Raw genomic sequence first — 18,630 nt, 5'->3', positions numbered from 1 at the left:
AAATATCCCTCCACTTACCTCTTATAAGGTCATTCATAAGTTTTTAAGAACTAGCTGATTAATAACTTGTGGGTATAACCTGTGCTCGATTGCCTGGACTCTTGTTTGTAGGGTCTCCTTAGTATCATCTGGATAAATAGTAAGTGATTCCTGCGCAAGAATCGGTCCTGTATCAATTCCTTCATCAATAAAATGCACCGTTACACCTGTCTGTTCAGCGCCAGCCTGATACGCTTGTTCAATTGCATCTTTACCAGGAAAATTCGGTAATAAAGAAGGATGAATATTAATAATCTTCCTGTCAAAAGCATGCAATAATGTTTTGCCAACAATTCGCATATAACCTGCTAGAAAGACCCATGTTATTCCTGACTCATGCAGTTTTTCAACAATTTTTTGTTCATAATCCTCTTTCGATGCATACGCTTTTGGATCAAGAATTAAGGTGGGAATTCCGTGTTTCACAGCTTTATCAATAACAACTGCACCTGGTTTATTACAAACAAGTAATGCGATATCGCAAGCTAGATCGTCTGCTTCGATTATTGCCTCGAAATTACTTCCTGTACCTGAAGCAAATACAGCCGCCTTTACTCTACTCATGATGTAAAATGTACGCCTTCGCTTGCAATTACATTTCCTATAATCGATGCTTGCTCCCCGTTTTCCTGCAGTATAGAGACAATACTAGCTGCATGCTTTTCCTCAACAACTAGTGCCATGCCGATGCCCATATTAAAAACACCATACATATCTTTGTCTGAAACATTGCCTGTCTTCTGGATAAAGGAAAATATTTCAGGTACTTCCCAGTTAGCAGGGGCAAGTTCAACACCTAGGCCTTCAGGTAGCATCCTCGGAAAATTTTCATAAAACCCACCGCCTGTTATGTGAGAAATCCCTTTAACAGAAAACTTATCCAATACTGCTGTTACGGCTTTTGCATAGATTTTCGTTGGTGTTAATAGTGCTTCTCCAAGTGGCTGGGACAATCCATCGTAACTACGTGATAAATCCATGCCGTCCACGACTTTTCGCACAAGCGAATAGCCATTCGAATGAATCCCACTAGATGGCAATCCGATAACGACATCCCCTGCTTGAATGGAATTACCTGTAACAAGCTGTGATTTTTCTGCAATGCCGACAGTAAATCCAGCAAGGTCATACTCATTTTCTCCGTACATTCCTGGCATCTCAGCTGTTTCGCCACCAATTAGAGCAGCACCTGCATCCGTACAACCATCCGCTATTCCAGCAACAATCTGTTCAATCATCTTCGGTTCATTCTTCCCACAAGCGATATAATCAAGGAAAAACAGGGGTCTAGCCCCTTGTGCCACAATATCATTGACACACATTGCGACTAGATCCATCCCAACAGAATCATGCTTATCTAATTGAAAAGCGAGCTTCAGTTTTGTTCCGACGCCATCTGTTCCAGAAACCAATACCGGTTCTTTGTAGGTAAAGGACGTTAATTCGAATAATCCCGCAAAAGCTCCAATTCCACCCAATACCTCAGGCCGAGTCGTTTTCGCAATATGTTTCTTCATTCGTTCGACCGCTTCGTAGCCCTTACCTACGTCTACTCCAGCTTCTTTATACACGTCTGACATACTTCACACATCCTAACCAATTCATTTTAACTTTTCATATAGGAGCGGTTTGTTTGCTCATTATCTACGACTGGGTAATCCCCTGTCATGCATGCATTACAAATCCCTTGATGGATCGTTTTATCTTTAATAATCGCTTGCTCTAACCCTTCCGCAGATAAAAATGCCACACTGTCAGCTTCAATTATGTCACCTATTTCCTTAATGGAATGGTTCGCTGCAATTAATTCTTTTTTCGTTGACATATCAATACCGTAGAAGCACGGGTTTTCTATCGCAGGAGAGGCAATCCGTACATGCACCTCTTTGGCACCAGCTTCTTTCAGCATTCGGACAATTCGTTTACTGGTCGTCCCGCGAACAATCGAATCATCAATCATCACGATCCGTTTTCCTTCCACGATTCCGCGGACTGGGGCTAATTTCAGTTTTACACCTTGTTCCCTTAAAGTTTGAGAAGGTTGGATGAACGTCCTGCCAACATACCGATTTTTAATGATCCCCATTTCATAAGGTAAGCCGCTTTGTTCCGCATAGCCAATTGCCGCAGAAATACTGGAATCTGGCACACCTGTTACCACATCTGCTTCAATCGGAGCTTCCTTCGCCAATTCCTTCCCCATTTTTTTACGGGATGCGTGCACATTTACATGGTTCAGATCACTATCTGGTCTGGATAAATAAACATATTCCATCGCACATACTTTACGCTGTTCTCTAAGTGTAAATCGTGTAGATTCTATTGCCTTATCACTAATCGTAATTAGTTCACCAGGCAGAACCTCACGCTCGAATGTCCCCCCTACAAGGTCAATGGCACATGTCTCCGATGCAACGATATAAGCATTACCTAGCTTGCCGATCGATAAAGGACGAATACCACGGGGGTCAAGTGCCACATGCATTTTATCTTCTTGCAGAATTAAGTAAGCATAGGCACCGGTAAATTGCTGTAGTGCTTCAATAATTGATTCCTGGGTTACATCTTTTCCATTTCGTTTCATCAAGTGTGCAAGCAGCTCCGTATCGGATTGGGTTTGTAAAATACTCCCCTCATCTTCCAGTTCTCCACGAAGCTTGTGGGAATTCATGATATTACCCACTTCCGCCAAGGCCATGCTGTTCGTTTGCGAGCGAAATAGTAATGGTTGAACACTGTCTATTCCTCTGTCTTCCTGTGTCGTATAACGAACATGACCGATTGCCGCATGCCCTGCTAATTCGGAAAAACTTGTCCGCTTAAACACATCATTTACTAAGCCTAAATCCCGGTGAAGTTTTAAGGTTTCTCCATCACTAACAACGATACCAGCGCCCTCTTGACCACGGTGCTGCAATGCGTGTAACCCATAATACGTAATTTCAGCTGCTTTTTCATGACCCCAAATTCCAAACATAGCGCATTCCTCTTTTAGTTAGACTTTTGATTTCAACATTTGTGGAATAGCTTCTTTCCACAATTTGTTAAGTGTATCAACATCTTCCTGAATTACGTTATTGTTGTTGATGTTTACATTAAATGTACTATCTTCTGTAACGACACCAATTTGTTTAGCATCATCCATCATTGCTTCAAAACGCTCTTTATTTTCAGCCTTAACACTTACGACAAACCGCGATTGGGACTCACTGAATAATGCCGTAGTCGCGTCCCCGGTCAGGTCTATTTTTACACCGAACCCTTTTCCATTAAAAACACTTTCAGCTAGTGCGACAGCTAGTCCACCCTCTGCTACGTCATGCGCAGATTGAACCGTCCCCTGACGAATTGCAGCTAATAATTGGTCTTGGCGTTTTGTTTCAACCTGTAAATCAATAGCCGGTGCTTTTCCGGAATACGTTTTTTCTAAAACATTTTGTAATTCACTACCACCAAACTCGACATACGTATCACCAATTAGATAGATAATATCGTCCGCTGCTTGAAAATGATTCGGTGTTACGTGATCGAGTGATTGGTGCAAACCGACCATCCCAATAATCGGAGTCGGAAAAATCGATTCCCCGTGTGACTGGTTATACATGGAAACATTTCCGCTAATAACCGGTGTTTCCAAGAGACGCGATGCCTCACTGATCCCATCAATACTCTTCTCCATTTGCCAAAAGATTTGCGGATTTGTGGGATTGCCATAGTTCAAGCCATCTGTTAACGCTAACGGTTTCGCGCCGGAACATACGATATTTCGAGCAGCTTCAGCAACTGCAATCCTCCCACCCATTTCAGGATCTAAATAGATATAACGGGAATTACAATCTGTTGTGATGGCAATCGCTTTATCCATTCCGTCAATCTGCACGACCGCAGCATCTGACCCTGGCCCTGTAATGGTGTTAGACTGAGCGTCCGAATCATATTGTTCGTATACCCATTCCTTGCTTGCAATCGTTGGCTGTTGAAGCAAATCTCTTAACGTCGATCCATGATCCTGCACCTCTGGAATACGATTTTCCTCTTGCTGAAATGCTTTATAATAGACAGCTTCTTCTGATGGCATATGATAGACAGGAGCATCCTCTGTTAATGCATCAACCGGAATGTCAGCTACTACTTCGTCATGCTGTTTAATACGGAATGTTTTTTCTTCAATTACTTCCCCAACCGCTGTTGCGTTCACTTCATGTTTAGCAAAAATATCTAGTATCTCTTGCTCCTGACCCTTTTTCACGACCAGAAGCATCCGCTCCTGTGATTCGGAAAGCATTAATTCATAAGCATTCATATCTTTCTCACGCTGTGGAATCAAATTAAGGTTCATTTCAATACCCGTTCCAGCTTTACTTGCCATTTCGCTCGCAGAAGATGTTAAGCCTGCTGCCCCCATATCCTGTATGCCTACTAAAGCATCGGAATACGTGACTTCTAAACAGGCATCAATTAATTTCTTTCCAACCTCTGGATCACCAATTGCCACTGCTGACGTATTTTCCGCTTCTTCATCAATCACATCGGATGAAAATGTTGCTCCATGGATCCCGTCTCTTCCCGTTGATCCTCCAGCATAAATCACCGTATTACCAACGCCTGCCGCTATTCCTTTTTGGACATTATCATGATCGACGAGTCCGACTATCATCGCATTTACGAGCGGATTTTCTTCATAGCTATCATCAAATTGAACTTCCCCGCCAACTGTAGGTACCCCAATAACGTTCCCATAGCTAGCTATTCCTCGAACAACCTCTGACAGTAGCATCCGCGTACGATCTGTTGTTAAATTACCAAATCGTAAGGAATTCAGTGCAGCTATTGGCTTCGCTCCCATTGAAAACACATCGCGGAGAATCCCGCCAACACCGGTTGCAGCACCTTCAAACGGTTCCACTGCCGACGGACTATTATGACTCTCAAGTTTAAATACAACCGCTTGGTTATCACCGATATCAATGACACCTGCGCCCTCTCCAGGCCCTTGTAACACATGTGGTGCTGTTGTGGGGAACTTTTTTAATAGCGGTTTCGACGTTTTATAACTACAATGCTCTGACCACATTACTGAAAATATACCTGTTTCCGTATAATTAGGAAGACGTTTTAACACATCTTTTACCTTGCTATATTCTTGATCACTCAGCCCCATGTCCTCGTATAACTTTTCACGCTCGATCTGTTCTGGCTGCACATTATTATTCTTCATCAAACCTGGTTCCCCCTCGATTTTGATTGATTATTTTACGTCTTGTAATCGTTGCAGAATTTCCTCATATACCTCGATTAAGTCGCCTGTCCCTTGACGGAAAACATCCTTATCCAATTTTTCCTGTGTGTTGACATCCCACAATCTGCATGTATCTGGGGAAATCTCATCAGCGAGGACAAGGCATCCGTTTGCCTTACGTCCAAATTCCAGCTTGAAATCGACCAAGGTAATAGCTATCGTTTCAAATAGTGCGCTTAGGCTTTTATTGATCTCCATCGCTTGTGCTTTAATCTCACCCAGTTCCGATGGCGTAACATTACTTAGAAATAGTGCATGTTCATCATTGATTAGCGGGTCATCAAGGGCATCATCCTTGTAAAACAACTCGATTAAGGGAGGATTGAAGGATGTTTTTTCTTCAATTCCTAATCGCTTTGTAATACTTCCAGTTGCAAGATTACGAACAACCACTTCAATTGGTATAATCTCTGTTTGATGAACCAGCTGCTCTGTTTCATTCAACCGCTCAATGAAGTGGGTATCAATCCCTTTCTCATGAAGAAACGGAAAAATACGTGCAGCTATTTCGTTATTCAGTCTTCCTTTTCCAGAAAATACTTCCTTTTTCTCACCATTAAAAGCGGTAGCATCATTTTTATAGGATAAAACCAGTTGTCCGGGTTTATTTTTCGCCTCGTAAACCTGTTTCGCCTTGCCTTCGTACAAAAGGGCTTCCTTCATATTATTCACCTCGCGTTAGTAGTTGTTCAAAAAGTCCGGTAAAAATGACACTTCGAATTTCTTCGTTGGCTTGTTTCTCCGCTACTCATGTATCTAAATGCATACATTCCGTTGCTCGAAACTACGCCGCCTTGAACTTCTCGGTCCTTTTTATCCTCCTTTTTAAACACTTATTATAGTCCGATTCGGTTAAAGATTTCGTCCACATTTTTTAAATGATACGTATAGTCGAAGCATTCATCAATCGCTTCTTGCGTGAGTTTTGCCGTAATTTGTTCATCTGCTTCCACCAGCTGTTTGAAATGCGTTGCTGTCTCCCATGCTTCCATCGCTTTTGGCTGAACAATATCGTATGCATCTTCTCGAGCCATTCCGTTATCAATTAATGTAAGTAATACACGTTGTGAGAAAATCACGCCATGTGTTCTGTCCATATTCCGTTTCATATTTTCCGGGAAAACAGTAAGATTATCGACAATCCTGCTAAACCGGTTCAACATGTAGTTCAACGCAATCGTCGCATCTGGTAAAATAATCCGCTCAGCTGATGAATGCGAGATATCACGTTCATGCCATAGAGAAACATTTTCATAAGCTGTCATCATGTATCCACGGATTACACGCGCCATTCCGGTCATATTCTCTGAGCCGATCGGATTGCGTTTATGCGGCATGGCTGATGAACCTTTTTGCCCTTTCGCGAATTGTTCCTCTACTTCACGGGTTTCTGTTTTTTGCAGGTTGCGAATTTCTGTTGCAAATTTTTCAACGGATGTTGCGATTAATGCCAGAGCTGACACATATGCGGCGTGACGGTCACGCTGTAGTGTCTGCGTAGATACTGGTGCTGGTGTTGTTCCAAGCTTTTCACAAACATATTGTTCAACAAATGGGTCGATGTTGGCATAGGTACCCACCGCTCCAGAAAGCTTGCCAAATTCTACATTTTTCGCAGCTGCTTCAAATCGATCCAAATTCCGTTTCATTTCTTCATACCATAATGCAAGCTTTAATCCGAATGTTGTCGGTTCAGCATGTACGCCGTGTGTACGCCCCATCATAACAGTATGCTGATGTTCCATTGCTTTGTTTTTTAAAATTTCAATGAAACTTGTGAGGTCTTTACGAATAATTTCGTTTGCTTGTTTCAATTGATAAGAGAGGGCCGTATCGACCACATCTGTGGAAGTTAACCCATAATGCACCCATTTTCGTTCCTCGCCCAATGTTTCAGACACTGCACGTGTAAACGCCACAACGTCATGCCTCGTTTCTTCTTCGATTTCATAAATTCGATTAAGGTCAAAAGAAGCCTTGTCACGAAGTTCTTTCACGTCTTCAGCTGGGATTATTCCAAGCTCACTCCACGCCTCACAAGCAAGAATTTCAACCTCTAGCCATGCTTTGAATTTGTTTTCTTCTGTCCATATGGACGCCATTTCCTCTCGACTATACCGTTCAATCATTGTTTCCCCTCCTCGAATCTAGTTATTTGCTGGGTTAGTTCTTCTTTTGTTTCTGCGATAAACGTAATATGTCCCATTTTCCGCTTCTCTTTGGCTTCCTCTTTTCCATATAAATGAACAAATCCATCCCCGTTTTTTGCCATTGCTTTTTGTACACCATCCAGATCCTCACCCAAAATATTGACCATTGTAGCGGGCTGCAATAATTTGATAGGCGTTAACGGGAGTCCACAAATCGCACGAATATGTTGTGTAAATTGTGAAATATTACATGCTTCAATCGTATAATGACCGGAATTATGTGGACGGGGCGCCATTTCATTCAAGAAAATTTCCTCGCCTTTAACAAACAATTCAATTGCAAACGTTCCAACAACATCCATCTTCGCAGCTAATTTTGCAGTAGCATCGTATACGTTTTCCTGAACACCTTCACTAATAAGCGCTGGAACCACCGTTTGATGAAGAATATGGTCCTTATGATCATTTTCTGCAATCGGGAAAAATGTGATCTCTCCCGTTTGGGAACGGGTGAAAACAACCGAAATTTCTTTATCAAAGGATACCCATTCTTCGATAATGCAACGATCATTTCTTTCGGCAAAATCAATGGCTTGTTGATGATCTGACTGTGATTCTAATTTCAGTTGGCCTTTTCCATCATAACCACCACGACATGTCTTAATGACAGCTGGATAGGTAATAGACGCTAAGGTCTCCTCACATTCCTTGGCATTTGTGACAATGGTAAATGCAGGGATCGGTAATTGTAAGTCCTGCATTACTTGCTTTTCCTTTTCACGATTTTGGGTGATTTCCAGCGCATACGCACCCTGTGGTAATTTCCCTTTTTCTTCTATATAAGCCGCTGCTGTTAGGTCCACATTCTCAAATTCATATGTAATGATCTCGCTAATCTCTGTTAATTCTTTGATTGCTTCCATGTCATCATAGGCAGCCGTAATCTGTTTATCTGCCACTTGAGCAGTTGGACAGTTCGGCGTTGGGTCTAGAACTGCAACCGTATACCCCATGTATTTAGCAGCAATTGCCATCATGCGTCCAAGTTGGCCACCACCAATAATCCCAATTGTTTGGGATGGAAGAATCGTATGTTTATTTTTCTGCAAGATCATCCCTCATTTCTTTAACTTTTACCTGCATGTTTTCACGATAGGTTACTAGTTTCGCTGCTACAGCTTCGTCAAAAGCACCGATCATTTGTGCTGCGAGAATTCCTGCATTGGTTGCACCAGCTTTGCCGATGGCTACCGTTGCTGTTGGTATACCACCTGGCATTTGGACGATGGATAAAAGGGAATCCATTCCATCTAATGCTTTACTTTGAACGGGCACACCTATTACCGGCAAGGTTGTTTGAGATGCTACCATTCCAGGTAAATGCGCAGCCCCTCCAGCACCGGCGATGATTACCTTTAGCCCACGATCCCGAGCAGATTTCGCATAAGCGAACATTTCATCAGGCGTACGATGTGCTGAAATAACATCTTTTTCATACGGAATTTGCAATTCATCAAGTGCATTGCATGTATACTGCATTGTTTCCCAATCTGAAATACTTCCCATTATTACACCAACTTGTGCCACACGATCCCTCTTTCTATAGGAAATAATTTTTCAATAAAAAAGTCTATTCGTCTCCCCTCATAGTATGAGAGAAGATGAACAGACTTTATTCAACCATTAAAACTATCATTGCTATATCACAACAATTCATCCTCCCTCATAGTCCAGCATTTACGGTGCCGGGTAGAAACTCCTGAGCCCTATTCTCAGTAAATATATGAGGTATAACCGTATTTATTTGTTGGCTTCATCATAACAAATAAAACAAGTTAGTGTCAATAAATATCGAACGTTTTAAGTGTATTTATATTTAATGTTCGGTTTTTACTCATAATCAGATCTCCGTACTTTAAGAACTTACTGGTGCCCCACCATTCACATGAATAACCTGCCCCGTAACATAAGAAGAATCAGTCGAAGCAAGATAAACATAGGCCGGCGCAAGCTCAAACGGCTGCCCTGCACGATTCATTGGTACATCTTTGCCAAATTCATTTGCAATCCGTTCCGCAGAAAAACTAGCCGGAATTAATGGCGTCCATATCGGACCTGGTGCCACAGCATTTACACGAATTCCTTTATCCACAACACTTTGTGATAAAGACCTTGTAAAAGAGACGATCGCACCGTTTGTCGCCGAATAATCGATCAATTGCACTTCACCTTCATAAGCAGTGATGGATGTTGGTGCAGTTTAACAGTCAGGTCGTCCTCGGGTCTGTAAGCGTACCCCTTATTGATGAAACATCTTGGTCCCCAAACGTTATTAATCTTCTGTTTAACCGGTACAGGCATTTGTATACCTCCCCCAATAAACAGCCATACTAATCTCATCATTTATTAAAGATAATTCAACTTCACGGGGGGAATCTGAATGAAAAGAGTCTCGAGTGTCTTTTACATAACCGCTGCCTTAATATTAATTGCGGTATTACTGGGAGCTTTCTTTCCTATAGAGGCGGAAAGAATTACAACAGATCTGAATGCGTTCCTGTCCAGAACTTTTGGTTGGTATTACATGTGGATTATGCTGGGATTTATCGCTGTATCAGTCTTTATCGCATTTAGCCCTTACGGTAAAATCCGACTGGGTAAAGATAAGGAAAGACCTGAATTCTCCACCCCGACATGGATTGCCATGCTTTTCTCTGCAGGGCTAGGTATCGGTCTTGTATTCTATGGTGCAGCCGAACCACTGCTTCATTCTTTTTCAGAGGCTCCATTATCAGAGCCTGGTACGGATCAAGCAATAAAAGAAGGACTTATGTTCTCCCTTTTCCATTATGGGCTGCATGGCTGGGCTATGTACGGATTAGTCGTACTCTGCCTGGCTTTCTTCCAGTTTCGGAAAGGAGAGCCCGGTTTAATTTCCTCCACACTGAAGCCGTTATTCGGTGACAGGATGAAAGGACCGCTTGGAAAAGCAATTGACGTTCTGGCTACATTTGCAACCATATTCGGAGTGGCAACCTCACTTGGGCTTGGTGCTGCACAGATTAATGCTGGGCTTGAACACCTATTTGGATTGGAAACAAATTTCGCCACCCAATTTATCATCATCGCTATTATTACGGTGTTATTTTTAATATCCGCCTGGTCTGGCTTAAGCAAAGGAATTAAATATTTATCAAATACCAACATGGCGCTGGCAGTCTTATTATTTGTCAGCCTATTATTTATTGGCCCAACCTTATTAATTCTGGATTTATTCACGGAGAGCTTCGGGTATTATCTGCAGAACATCATTCAAATGAGCTTCCGTACTGCCCCTTTAGGAACGGATAATCGTGGATGGCTTGATGCCTGGACTATTTTCTATTGGGCGTGGTGGATTTCCTGGTCGCCATTTGTTGGAATGTTTATCGCCAGAGTATCCCGCGGTAGAACAATTAGAGAATTTATGACTGGTGTAATGATTGCGCCAACCGTACTTTGCGGCATATGGTTCTCCACCTTTGGCACTACAGCGATCGGTGTACAACAAAGCGGCGTAGATCTGACACAGTACGCCATCGAGGTTATGAACTTCCACATGTTTGCCAATTTACCATTTTCTTTTCTACTGTCACTGATCTCTATATTACTGATTTTGACATTCTTTATCACTTCAGCCGATTCGGCCACTTTTGTTTTGGGAATCCAGACAACCAAGGGATCTCTGAACCCGGCTAAAAGCGTAAAAATCGTCTGGGGACTGGCGCTGTCCTCCGTAGCCATCGTCCTATTGTACGTGGGAGGGTTAACCGCACTGCAGAACACAGTTATTGCCGTTGCACTCCCGTTTTCTTTTATCGTGATACTCATGGCCATATCTTTGTTAAAAGGACTGCATACGGAACTTAGGTCGATGAAAAAAAGAAAAAAGGTTTGAATGAATAGGGATATAAGTGATGGCTAATGGGTCTGACCGGCACTACTCTACAGCGTGATCATTTTAGCGTACCAAGGGACAGAGCCTTATAACTTTGGTAAAATGAACCTAATAGTAGAAAAGGGGCGATTACATGCAATACAAAACACTAAACAACGGACTTCGTATACCACAGTTGGGCTATGGGGTATGGAAAGTACCGAATGAAGAAGCAACCGAGGCAGTAGAACAAGCACTGGCAGCTGACTATCGCTTAATAGATACTGCTAAGGTTTATGGAAATGAGCATGGTGTAGGAGAGGCCTTAGCCAACAGTAATGTATCACGCGAGGACTTATTCATTACGACCAAGTTAGCGAATGCAGATCAAGGTTATGAAAATACATTAAAAGCATTTGATGCAAGTCTCGAAAAACTAGGGCTCGATTATGTTGACCTGTATCTTATCCATTGGCCTACACCGAAGTTTGACACGTATGTAGAAACATACAAAGCTCTGGAAAAAATCTATAAAGATGGACGTGCAAAGGCAATTGGAGTTTGTAACTTTGATATCGAACACCTAAACCGGATCATGGATGAGTGTGAAGTCAAGCCAGCTGTTAACCAGGTCGAGTTTCACCCTTATTTACAACAAAAAGAGTTAAGGCAATTTTGTAAAGACCATGACATTCAACTGGAAGCATATAGTCCATTAATGAATGGTACCAAGGTTATGCAGAATGACGTGATTCAAGAAATAGCCGATAAATATGGGAAGACACCAGCACAAGTCATTCTTCGCTGGCATCTACAATCAGACGTCGTTGTGATTCCCAAAACGGTGACACCTTCGCGCATGCAGGAAAACTATGATGTTTTTGATTTTGAGCTTAGGAAAGCAGACATGGATCAGATCGCAACCTTAGACCGGAACGAACGAAATAATCAAGTACCAAGTGAAAATAACAATCGATAAAGTAAAACTTCTTTTAGTGGGGTTTGCTGCCCCCTTAAACTGCGATAAAAAAATCCTCCCTTAGACCGTATCAGGAAAGGGGGATTTTTTTGGGCTGTTTCCCAGCTCGTTCTACTTCATTACTATAGCGTAACTTTTATTTTTTTAATCATTCTTCGTTTCACTTTCGTTATCCACCCCTATTTCTGTTGTCTGTGCAGAAGGTTTTGTACTGGCTGCCACGTTACCAGGGTTACTTTCATTACCCTTCTTTGGATTCATTAATTTCCCTTTACGCACCTGCTTCACCCAGAAGCCACCATGGATTTGCTTCGGTTCGTAGGAAATAATAAACGCTTTTGAATCAATTGTTTTTATTGCTTCATATAACCTGAGCTCATATTTTCTTGGTGTTAAAATTTGCATTGTCAGGCGATCCCCATCCATCCCATAAGCAAACGAGCTCGTCACACCATACCCTTTATCTCGTAACTTTCGTGTAAATTCAAGGTCTGGATTAGATGAAATCACATTCACGGTAATATATCCTAATGCCAGTTTTTCTTCTATTTTCGTACCAATTACTACACCAGCAGCAAAACCGACTGCATAAGCGATAACGTTCTGAATCTGGTCTAGATTATCAAGTACAAGCCCAAGACCTATAACATACATCACGATTTCGAACATACTAACTAATGCAGCTATATACCTGCGGCCTTTTAATGTAAGTATCATACGAATTGTAGATAACGTGACATAAACAATATTTATTATAAGTATGATCGCAACCATGACAAATGCATTTTCTAACAACGTGACACCCTCCTCATTTCCTACCCAAGATAACTTATTATATGAAAAAAAATAAGAAACATGAGGAATAGATTTTTTCGTTCTATCACTTATCTACAGCCATAATCGATTTTCATAATAAGAAACGGTAGCCAATTCAAACTTTACTTTGACCATAAATCATCTTCTCTTCCAAAGCAACTCGGCCACCTAGACGCTTATGCAAGGGCCGTTTCCACATTTCAGCTAATAAGTCACAAGATAAGAGATCATCTGCTAATCGTAGATCCTCCTTATATACGAACATGACTTCATTGCAAGCACCGATGGACCATTGTGGGTATGGTTGTTCTATTAATTCCATATCAGTTTCTGGCTTCACGTTGCCTTCCTGCAATACCCGGAAATACCAGCCAGTGCGTCCGCTTTCTTGAATGTTTTTTGCGAATTCCCTATCCGTCTGGTTCCAGTACGGTTGATAAGGCTGTGAAACTTGTATAATCGCGTCACCTATTTGAAATGTATCACCAATGCAAATTGTGAATTCATCCATTTCCAGAACGGCAAAATTTTCACCCATAGCTCCCATATCAATGGATTCCAAATCGGTATAATGTTTTATTGGATAAGCAAATACTGCTCTGTCTGGATCAGCAATTTCGCCTGCGAATCCATTTTTACTTAACCAGATTTTCTTTTTGGCATCTTGCTCCACCTTTTCGATAAATAGTTTATGTACATATGGTTCTTCCATCATGTCACCTACCCCTACGTTATGTTATAGTATCTTTATTCTACTTGAAAAATTATGCAAATGTAACTATATAGGAGGAAATCATTTGACTGAACTTAAAAAGGCAACATTCGCTGGCGGATGTTTCTGGTGTATGGTGAAACCATTCGATCAATGGGATGGGGTTCATGGTGTTGTTTCTGGTTATACTGGCGGACACCTTGAAAATCCAACTTATGAAGATGTCAAAAAAGGAGATTCTGGTCATTATGAAGCAGTGGAAATTACTTATGATCCAAGTATCATTGCTTACAAGGAAATTCTAAAAATCTTTTGGCAGCAAATTGATCCAACAGATGATGGTGGGCAGTTCCAAGATCGTGGTGATTCATACCGTGCAGCGATTTTTTACCATGATAACAAACAACAGGGAGCAGCAGAAGTTTCGAAGCAGGAGCTTGAGCAAAGTGGGAAATTTCCCAAACCAATTGTTACGCAAATTTTACCAGTTGCGGTGTTTTACCCTGCGGAAGAATATCATCAGGACTTTTATATAAAAAATGAACAGGAATATAAGGAAGACCGTGCTAGATCAGGCAGGGATGAATTTATTGAAGCAGTTTGGGAGAAGTAATCTGAGAAAGCGTGCTACTAACAACGCACGCTTTCTCAACTCTCCGCTACTTTCCACAAGCCGCAATAAATCCTTCATAGATATTAAGTGAAGCTACGTCATCCGTTGTCGCCATTGCTTCTGGGTGCCACTGCAACCCAAGAGCGAAAGGATGCTTTTTGCTTTCAACTGCTTCCACAACCCCATCACTTGCTTTTCCACTGATTTGAAAAGATCCAGATACGTCCCTGTTTGCCTGATGATGCATACTATTTACACGAAACTTCTCTGAACCAGTAAGTTTATGAAGCAGTGATCCTTGTGATACATACACAAAATGAGAGCCATGATCCCGTGGCGCTTTTTGCGAATGCTGAAGTAGCTCTTGATTGATTTGGGCGTAGATATCCTGATACATATCCCCACCCGCCGCAATGTTCAACGTTTGGGCACCCCGGCATACACCAAGAATCGGTTTGCCCATTTCAATCAGCTTTGTCATAAGTATAATTTCAGATTGATCACGTGCGGGAATAATCGTACCAAGATTAGGATGCGGCTCTTCCCCGAACAATGTTGGATCAATATCATATCCACCTGTTGCGTATAAGCCATCAATCTGATTGGCAATCTGATCCACATCACCTTCTTCTAAAAAATAAGGCAACATGACAGGCATTCCCCCTGCTCGTAAAATAGCTTCCACATTTCGATTGGCAACTGCATAATGCGATTGGTCCACTTCCATAGATGATGTTATTCCGATTAACGGTTTCACACGTTATCCCTCCAGGTATTTATTCACTTATACATAGCTTATGATATGGTTTCCCTATACTTGATGTTTTTCTCTAATTCAATTCATTTACAGACTTTAACTGCTAAAAATGGTATAGTTGTAGAATCTGGGTTTAAAATAAACATAGATAGGAACGATTAAGTCAGGAGTGAGTGACATGGCAAAAAGCGAATCATTGGTACCATTAAAAATGCTATTATTCAGCTTTCATGCTTCAAATACGGTTATTCTTAGTTTTTTACCATTATATTTGCAGTATCAAGGATTAAATGGAACTGAAATCGGCTGGGTGCTCGCGGTCGGCCCACTTGCTTCTATTTTCGCCCAGCCATTTTTTGGTTATTTAAGTGATAAATATAAAACTGTAAAATGGGTTCTATTAATTTGTATTATTGGGCTTCTCATCGGAAGCACGCTCTTTTTCCAAATGAATACGTTAATTTCGATCATATCGATGGGAGCCGTTTTCTATTTTTTCACCACCCCAATTGGTGCACTTGGTGACAGCCTTGCACAGCGGCGTGCAGACGATCTCAAGGTACCATTTGGAAGCATCCGTACATGGGGATCAATCGGTTTTGCTACATCAGCGCTTATCGTTGGAGAAGTGCTTGCAAATATTGGTATTCAGTATATGATCATCCCATATTTATTTTTTGGAACAATGGCATTGCTCGTCGTGTTTCGCTTAAAAGATGTAAAGGTGGATTCAGAGCCTGTCCAGCTGAAAGATGTCGGACAAATTATTAAAAATAAACCATTCCTTATCTTTTTAGTACTTATTCTGTTTATAACAATTGGACATCGTGCAAATGATAGTTTTATAGGATTGTATATCGAACAGCTTGGCGGTAGTGAAGGCTTGGTCGGTGTCGCGTGGTTTGTGGGCGTTGCTACGGAAGCTGCTATGTTTGCCTTTGCCGGCTTTTGGTTCAAAAAATACCATCCATTAATTTTTATTATCACTGCAGGTATTTTGTATAGTATGCGTTGGTTTATGTTTGCAGCTGTTGAGGAGCCAGTATATATCATTGCACTCCAATTCTTGCATGGACTGACATTTGGCGTGTTTTACATAGCTGCATTTAGCTATGTGACACGATTAATCCCTAGTCTCCTACAATCAACCGGCCATCTTGTATTCTTCGCAACATTTTTCGGCGTATCCGGAATTGTAGGATCACTTATGGGTGGTGCGATATTCGATTCCTTTGGCGGGGGAACATTGTATTTTGGAATGGGAAGCCTTGCATTGGTTGGAACGATATTTCTTATTGTTTATCACGTGCTGCCTTACGGAAAAGAAATTCCATCTGGTGAGCGATCATAGGGAAAGTGAGTGGGGACAGAGGGGGGACAGAGGGACAGGTTCATTGTCCCAGCACCAGGATAAACGGGACAGTGTTCCTGTCCCTCTGTCCCCCCTCCCTCTGTCCCCCCTGAAAAAATTTATTCCAAAGCTGTCTTAAACACATAACTCACTTTATCATAATTCATTTTCTCTTCATAAAAACGATGAGCTTCTGTACGTTTTAGCCCAGATGATAGGGCTACATTTTCATACCCATTTTCCTTCGCCCATTCATGCACAAATGAAAGAAGTTTCTCACCGTGTCCGTTTGATCGTTCGCTTTCGCTAGTTACTAAGTCGCAGACCCAGACAAAACGGCCATAATAGAGTGTTATCATAGGCTTGAATCCAATAACTGCTACAACCTCATCCTGGTCGTATAAGGCAAACAGTCTGTACATATCTTTTTCCATAGCTTCGGTCACTAACTTGAGGTAGCTATTTTCATCAAGATGCGTACGAAGCTGATTCATGACTGAAAATGCCTGAGTGATTTCATCCTGTGATTGAAGTTCTTTGATTGTTACTTTTTCCATTATAAAGTCTCCTTTTGACTTTTAATTAGACACCTATCTATGATCTACGAATGCTTCTTTTACGAGATGGAACATGCTTTAATCTATCATTGTATCTTCACCCGGATTTCGCAAAAAGTCAAAAAGCATCTGAATTTGTGCTTCTGTGTTTCTGCCAGTAGAAAGTATAGGCAAATTACTTTCAGAAAAAAATTCAACATCCTTCGTTTCTACACCATTGCTTGCATGTCCACCAATAATTTCGCAATGAATAAATAGTTTATAATAATGATAAGGCAGCGGTGGATGGGCATGTTTATTCGTATCCAACACGGCTAGAAGCCTATTATATACAACATCATAACCTGATTCTTCCTTTATTTCCTTTATAACATTTTCAGTAGGTGAAAATCCGATATCACAAAATCCACCGGGTAACGCCCATTTATCATCCATTTTTTCTCTAACCAATAGGATTTTATTATCTTTAAAAACTGCCCCACGAACATCTACCTTTGGCGTTTGATAACCCGTTTCATTCGTGAATAATTCTTTAATTTTTTCCATTTCCAAATCCGTGTATTCTTCCATTATCTCTGCACTAATACTCCGCAATTCTTCAAATCGTTCCCTGTCATATACATCCTTTGAAAAGGCTAGTCCTGCTTGAGAAACAGATTGAATCCGCTTTGCCCACTCCAACCATTTATAACTCATAAAGATCACCTGCTTTTATATCCTGTAAATTTTTCTACTATTCTATAATAACAGTTTTATTCTTATAAATGTGAACTTAATACTAAATCCACGTGGACGCGAGATTCGTATTATTATTTTTTCCACCGTGTTAAAACAGGGACAGAGGGACAGGTTCATTGTCCCAGCACCAGGATGAACGGGACAGTGTTCCTGTCCCTCTGTCCCTTCCCCCAAAAAATTCAAATACTATATAGACAACCGTATGGAAAGGACGTTGAATCATGAGACATGTAACAGCCATTGTAATTAAATTTTTACTAACCGCAGTTGTAGTCTTCGCCATTATGTCAACCTTTAATATGCCAACTTTTACAGATATGTTATTGATTAGTTTACTGACAACGGGACTGGCGTATATCATCGGAGATTTGTTGATCCTCCCCAAGTTCGGAAATACGATTGCTGCGATAGCTGATTTCGGCCTTGCTACGATATCTATTTGGATTCTATCCTACGTTTTTATCGGAGCAAATTTCCCTGCTTTTACGGCAGCTATTATTACAGGGTTCTTCCTTTCCATTTGTGAAGGGGTGTTCCATATTTATATGAAAAGAAAAGTTTTAATCGAGAAGGAGAAAGAAAATAAACAATACCGCCTCGGAACGAATCAGTTACAGACAGAGTTTTCACAGGAAAAAGCTATCCATAAAGGTAAGAAAAAATAAGAAAAGGCTGATGCACGAATCTGCATCAGCCTTTCTAT

Annotated in this window: 18 protein-coding genes, 1 pseudogene and 1 riboswitch; of the genes and pseudogenes, 5 read left to right on the top strand and 14 right to left on the bottom strand. The window is 41.2% G+C overall.

Annotation, left to right across the window (positions count from 1 at the left end; genetic code table 11):
• Positions 1–33 precede the first annotated feature (33 nt).
• The 9 genes and pseudogenes from purN to OLD84_RS05095 form a co-directional block, all read right to left on the bottom strand.
• Entirely contained in the window at positions 34–603 is a 570-nt protein-coding gene (gene purN, locus OLD84_RS05135) for a phosphoribosylglycinamide formyltransferase (RefSeq protein ID WP_209463556.1), read from the bottom strand.
• Positions 600–1,619 (bottom strand): phosphoribosylformylglycinamidine cyclo-ligase, encoded by a 1,020-nt coding sequence (gene purM / locus OLD84_RS05130; protein WP_209463557.1) that lies wholly within the window; start codon positions 1,617–1,619, stop codon positions 600–602. Before purM ends, purN begins: the two co-directional genes overlap by 4 nt.
• Before the next feature lie 26 nt (positions 1,620–1,645).
• Positions 1,646–3,016 carry an amidophosphoribosyltransferase gene (gene purF / locus OLD84_RS05125; protein WP_209463558.1) on the bottom strand — a complete coding sequence of 457 codons (1,371 nt, stop codon included), beginning with the start codon at positions 3,014–3,016 and terminating at the stop codon, positions 1,646–1,648.
• Between the two features lie 18 nt (positions 3,017–3,034).
• Positions 3,035–5,260, bottom strand: a complete 2,226-nt coding sequence (gene purL, locus OLD84_RS05120; RefSeq protein ID WP_390336810.1) for a phosphoribosylformylglycinamidine synthase subunit PurL — start codon at positions 5,258–5,260, stop codon at positions 3,035–3,037.
• Positions 5,261–5,287: 27 nt separating this feature from the next.
• Positions 5,288–6,001, bottom strand: a complete 714-nt coding sequence (purC, locus tag OLD84_RS05115; protein WP_209463559.1) for a phosphoribosylaminoimidazolesuccinocarboxamide synthase — start codon at positions 5,999–6,001, stop codon at positions 5,288–5,290.
• Between the two features lie 173 nt (positions 6,002–6,174).
• Complete coding sequence (gene purB / locus OLD84_RS05110; RefSeq protein WP_209463560.1) at positions 6,175–7,467, bottom strand: adenylosuccinate lyase; 1,293 nt, start codon at positions 7,465–7,467, stop codon at positions 6,175–6,177.
• Positions 7,464–8,597 (bottom strand): 5-(carboxyamino)imidazole ribonucleotide synthase, encoded by a 1,134-nt coding sequence (purK, locus tag OLD84_RS05105; RefSeq protein ID WP_245301601.1) that lies wholly within the window; start codon positions 8,595–8,597, stop codon positions 7,464–7,466. Before purK ends, purB begins: the two co-directional genes overlap by 4 nt.
• Positions 8,584–9,075 (bottom strand): 5-(carboxyamino)imidazole ribonucleotide mutase, encoded by a 492-nt coding sequence (gene purE / locus OLD84_RS05100; protein WP_209463562.1) that lies wholly within the window; start codon positions 9,073–9,075, stop codon positions 8,584–8,586. Before purE ends, purK begins: the two co-directional genes overlap by 14 nt.
• 119 nt (positions 9,076–9,194) lie before the next feature.
• Positions 9,195–9,295, bottom strand: a riboswitch (purine riboswitch).
• Between the two features lie 108 nt (positions 9,296–9,403).
• Positions 9,404–9,739, bottom strand: a pseudogene (locus tag OLD84_RS05095) (SDR family oxidoreductase); the annotation flags it as partial.
• A 189-nt stretch (positions 9,740–9,928) separates the two neighbouring features.
• Between OLD84_RS05095 and OLD84_RS05090 the strand changes: the two are divergent.
• A complete protein-coding gene (locus tag OLD84_RS05090; protein ID WP_209463563.1) occupies positions 9,929–11,425 on the top strand; it encodes a BCCT family transporter in 1,497 nt (498 codons plus the stop codon).
• A gap of 133 nt (positions 11,426–11,558) precedes the next feature.
• Positions 11,559–12,383 (top strand): aldo/keto reductase, encoded by an 825-nt coding sequence (locus tag OLD84_RS05085; protein ID WP_209463564.1) that lies wholly within the window; start codon positions 11,559–11,561, stop codon positions 12,381–12,383.
• Positions 12,384–12,527: 144 nt separating this feature from the next.
• Here OLD84_RS05085 and OLD84_RS05080 read toward each other — a convergent pair whose 3' ends face one another.
• Positions 12,528–13,178, bottom strand: a complete 651-nt coding sequence (locus OLD84_RS05080; RefSeq protein ID WP_209463565.1) for a DUF2179 domain-containing protein — start codon at positions 13,176–13,178, stop codon at positions 12,528–12,530.
• 136 nt (positions 13,179–13,314) lie between these two features.
• Positions 13,315–13,914 (bottom strand): MOSC domain-containing protein, encoded by a 600-nt coding sequence (locus OLD84_RS05075; RefSeq protein ID WP_245301602.1) that lies wholly within the window; start codon positions 13,912–13,914, stop codon positions 13,315–13,317.
• Between the two features lie 82 nt (positions 13,915–13,996).
• Here OLD84_RS05075 and msrA point away from each other — a divergent pair, with 82 nt between their 5' ends.
• Entirely contained in the window at positions 13,997–14,524 is a 528-nt protein-coding gene (gene msrA / locus OLD84_RS05070; RefSeq protein ID WP_245301603.1) for a peptide-methionine (S)-S-oxide reductase MsrA, read from the top strand.
• Positions 14,525–14,570: 46 nt separating this feature from the next.
• Here the strand turns inward: msrA and OLD84_RS05065 are convergent, their stop codons facing one another.
• Positions 14,571–15,281 carry a gamma-glutamyl-gamma-aminobutyrate hydrolase family protein gene (locus tag OLD84_RS05065; protein ID WP_209463567.1) on the bottom strand — a complete coding sequence of 237 codons (711 nt, stop codon included), beginning with the start codon at positions 15,279–15,281 and terminating at the stop codon, positions 14,571–14,573.
• Between the two features lie 178 nt (positions 15,282–15,459).
• Between OLD84_RS05065 and OLD84_RS05060 the strand changes: the two genes are divergently transcribed.
• The gene (locus OLD84_RS05060; protein ID WP_209463568.1) at positions 15,460–16,632 is read left to right on the top strand and encodes an MFS transporter; all 1,173 of its coding nucleotides are present in this window, start codon (positions 15,460–15,462) and stop codon (positions 16,630–16,632) included.
• A gap of 119 nt (positions 16,633–16,751) precedes the next feature.
• Here OLD84_RS05060 and OLD84_RS05055 read toward each other — a convergent pair whose 3' ends face one another.
• Entirely contained in the window at positions 16,752–17,189 is a 438-nt protein-coding gene (locus OLD84_RS05055) for a GNAT family N-acetyltransferase (protein WP_209463569.1), read from the bottom strand.
• A gap of 78 nt (positions 17,190–17,267) precedes the next feature.
• The gene (locus OLD84_RS05050) at positions 17,268–17,885 is read right to left on the bottom strand and encodes an NUDIX hydrolase (RefSeq protein ID WP_209463570.1); all 618 of its coding nucleotides are present in this window, start codon (positions 17,883–17,885) and stop codon (positions 17,268–17,270) included.
• Positions 17,886–18,148: 263 nt separating this feature from the next.
• On the opposite strand from OLD84_RS05050, the gene OLD84_RS05045 reads away from it, so the two are divergent.
• Positions 18,149–18,592, top strand: a complete 444-nt coding sequence (locus OLD84_RS05045) for a YndM family protein (RefSeq protein ID WP_209463571.1) — start codon at positions 18,149–18,151, stop codon at positions 18,590–18,592.
• Positions 18,593–18,630: the final 38 nt, after the last annotated feature.

The organism is Virgibacillus natechei (genome assembly GCF_026013645.1).
Lineage (GTDB): Bacteria > Bacillota > Bacilli > Bacillales > Amphibacillaceae > Virgibacillus_L > Virgibacillus_L natechei.
Note: the sequence above shows the minus strand (reverse complement) of the source record. Positions and strands in the feature narration are given on the sequence as shown.

Coding starts and splice junctions, on each gene's coding strand:
- purN (WP_209463556.1), bottom strand. CDS start 603: ATGAGTAGAGTAAAGGCGGCTGTATTTGCTTCAGGTACAGGAAGTAAT.
- purM (WP_209463557.1), bottom strand. CDS start 1,619: ATGTCAGACGTGTATAAAGAAGCTGGAGTAGACGTAGGTAAGGGCTAC.
- purF (WP_209463558.1), bottom strand. CDS start 3,016: ATGTTTGGAATTTGGGGTCATGAAAAAGCAGCTGAAATTACGTATTAT.
- purC (WP_209463559.1), bottom strand. CDS start 6,001: ATGAAGGAAGCCCTTTTGTACGAAGGCAAGGCGAAACAGGTTTACGAG.
- purB (WP_209463560.1), bottom strand. CDS start 7,467: ATGATTGAACGGTATAGTCGAGAGGAAATGGCGTCCATATGGACAGAA.
- OLD84_RS05090 (WP_209463563.1), top strand. CDS start 9,929: ATGAAAAGAGTCTCGAGTGTCTTTTACATAACCGCTGCCTTAATATTA.
- OLD84_RS05085 (WP_209463564.1), top strand. CDS start 11,559: ATGCAATACAAAACACTAAACAACGGACTTCGTATACCACAGTTGGGC.
- OLD84_RS05075 (WP_245301602.1), bottom strand. CDS start 13,914: ATGATGGAAGAACCATATGTACATAAACTATTTATCGAAAAGGTGGAG.
- OLD84_RS05060 (WP_209463568.1), top strand. CDS start 15,460: ATGGCAAAAAGCGAATCATTGGTACCATTAAAAATGCTATTATTCAGC.
- OLD84_RS05055 (WP_209463569.1), bottom strand. CDS start 17,189: ATGGAAAAAGTAACAATCAAAGAACTTCAATCACAGGATGAAATCACT.
- OLD84_RS05050 (WP_209463570.1), bottom strand. CDS start 17,885: ATGAGTTATAAATGGTTGGAGTGGGCAAAGCGGATTCAATCTGTTTCT.
- OLD84_RS05045 (WP_209463571.1), top strand. CDS start 18,149: ATGAGACATGTAACAGCCATTGTAATTAAATTTTTACTAACCGCAGTT.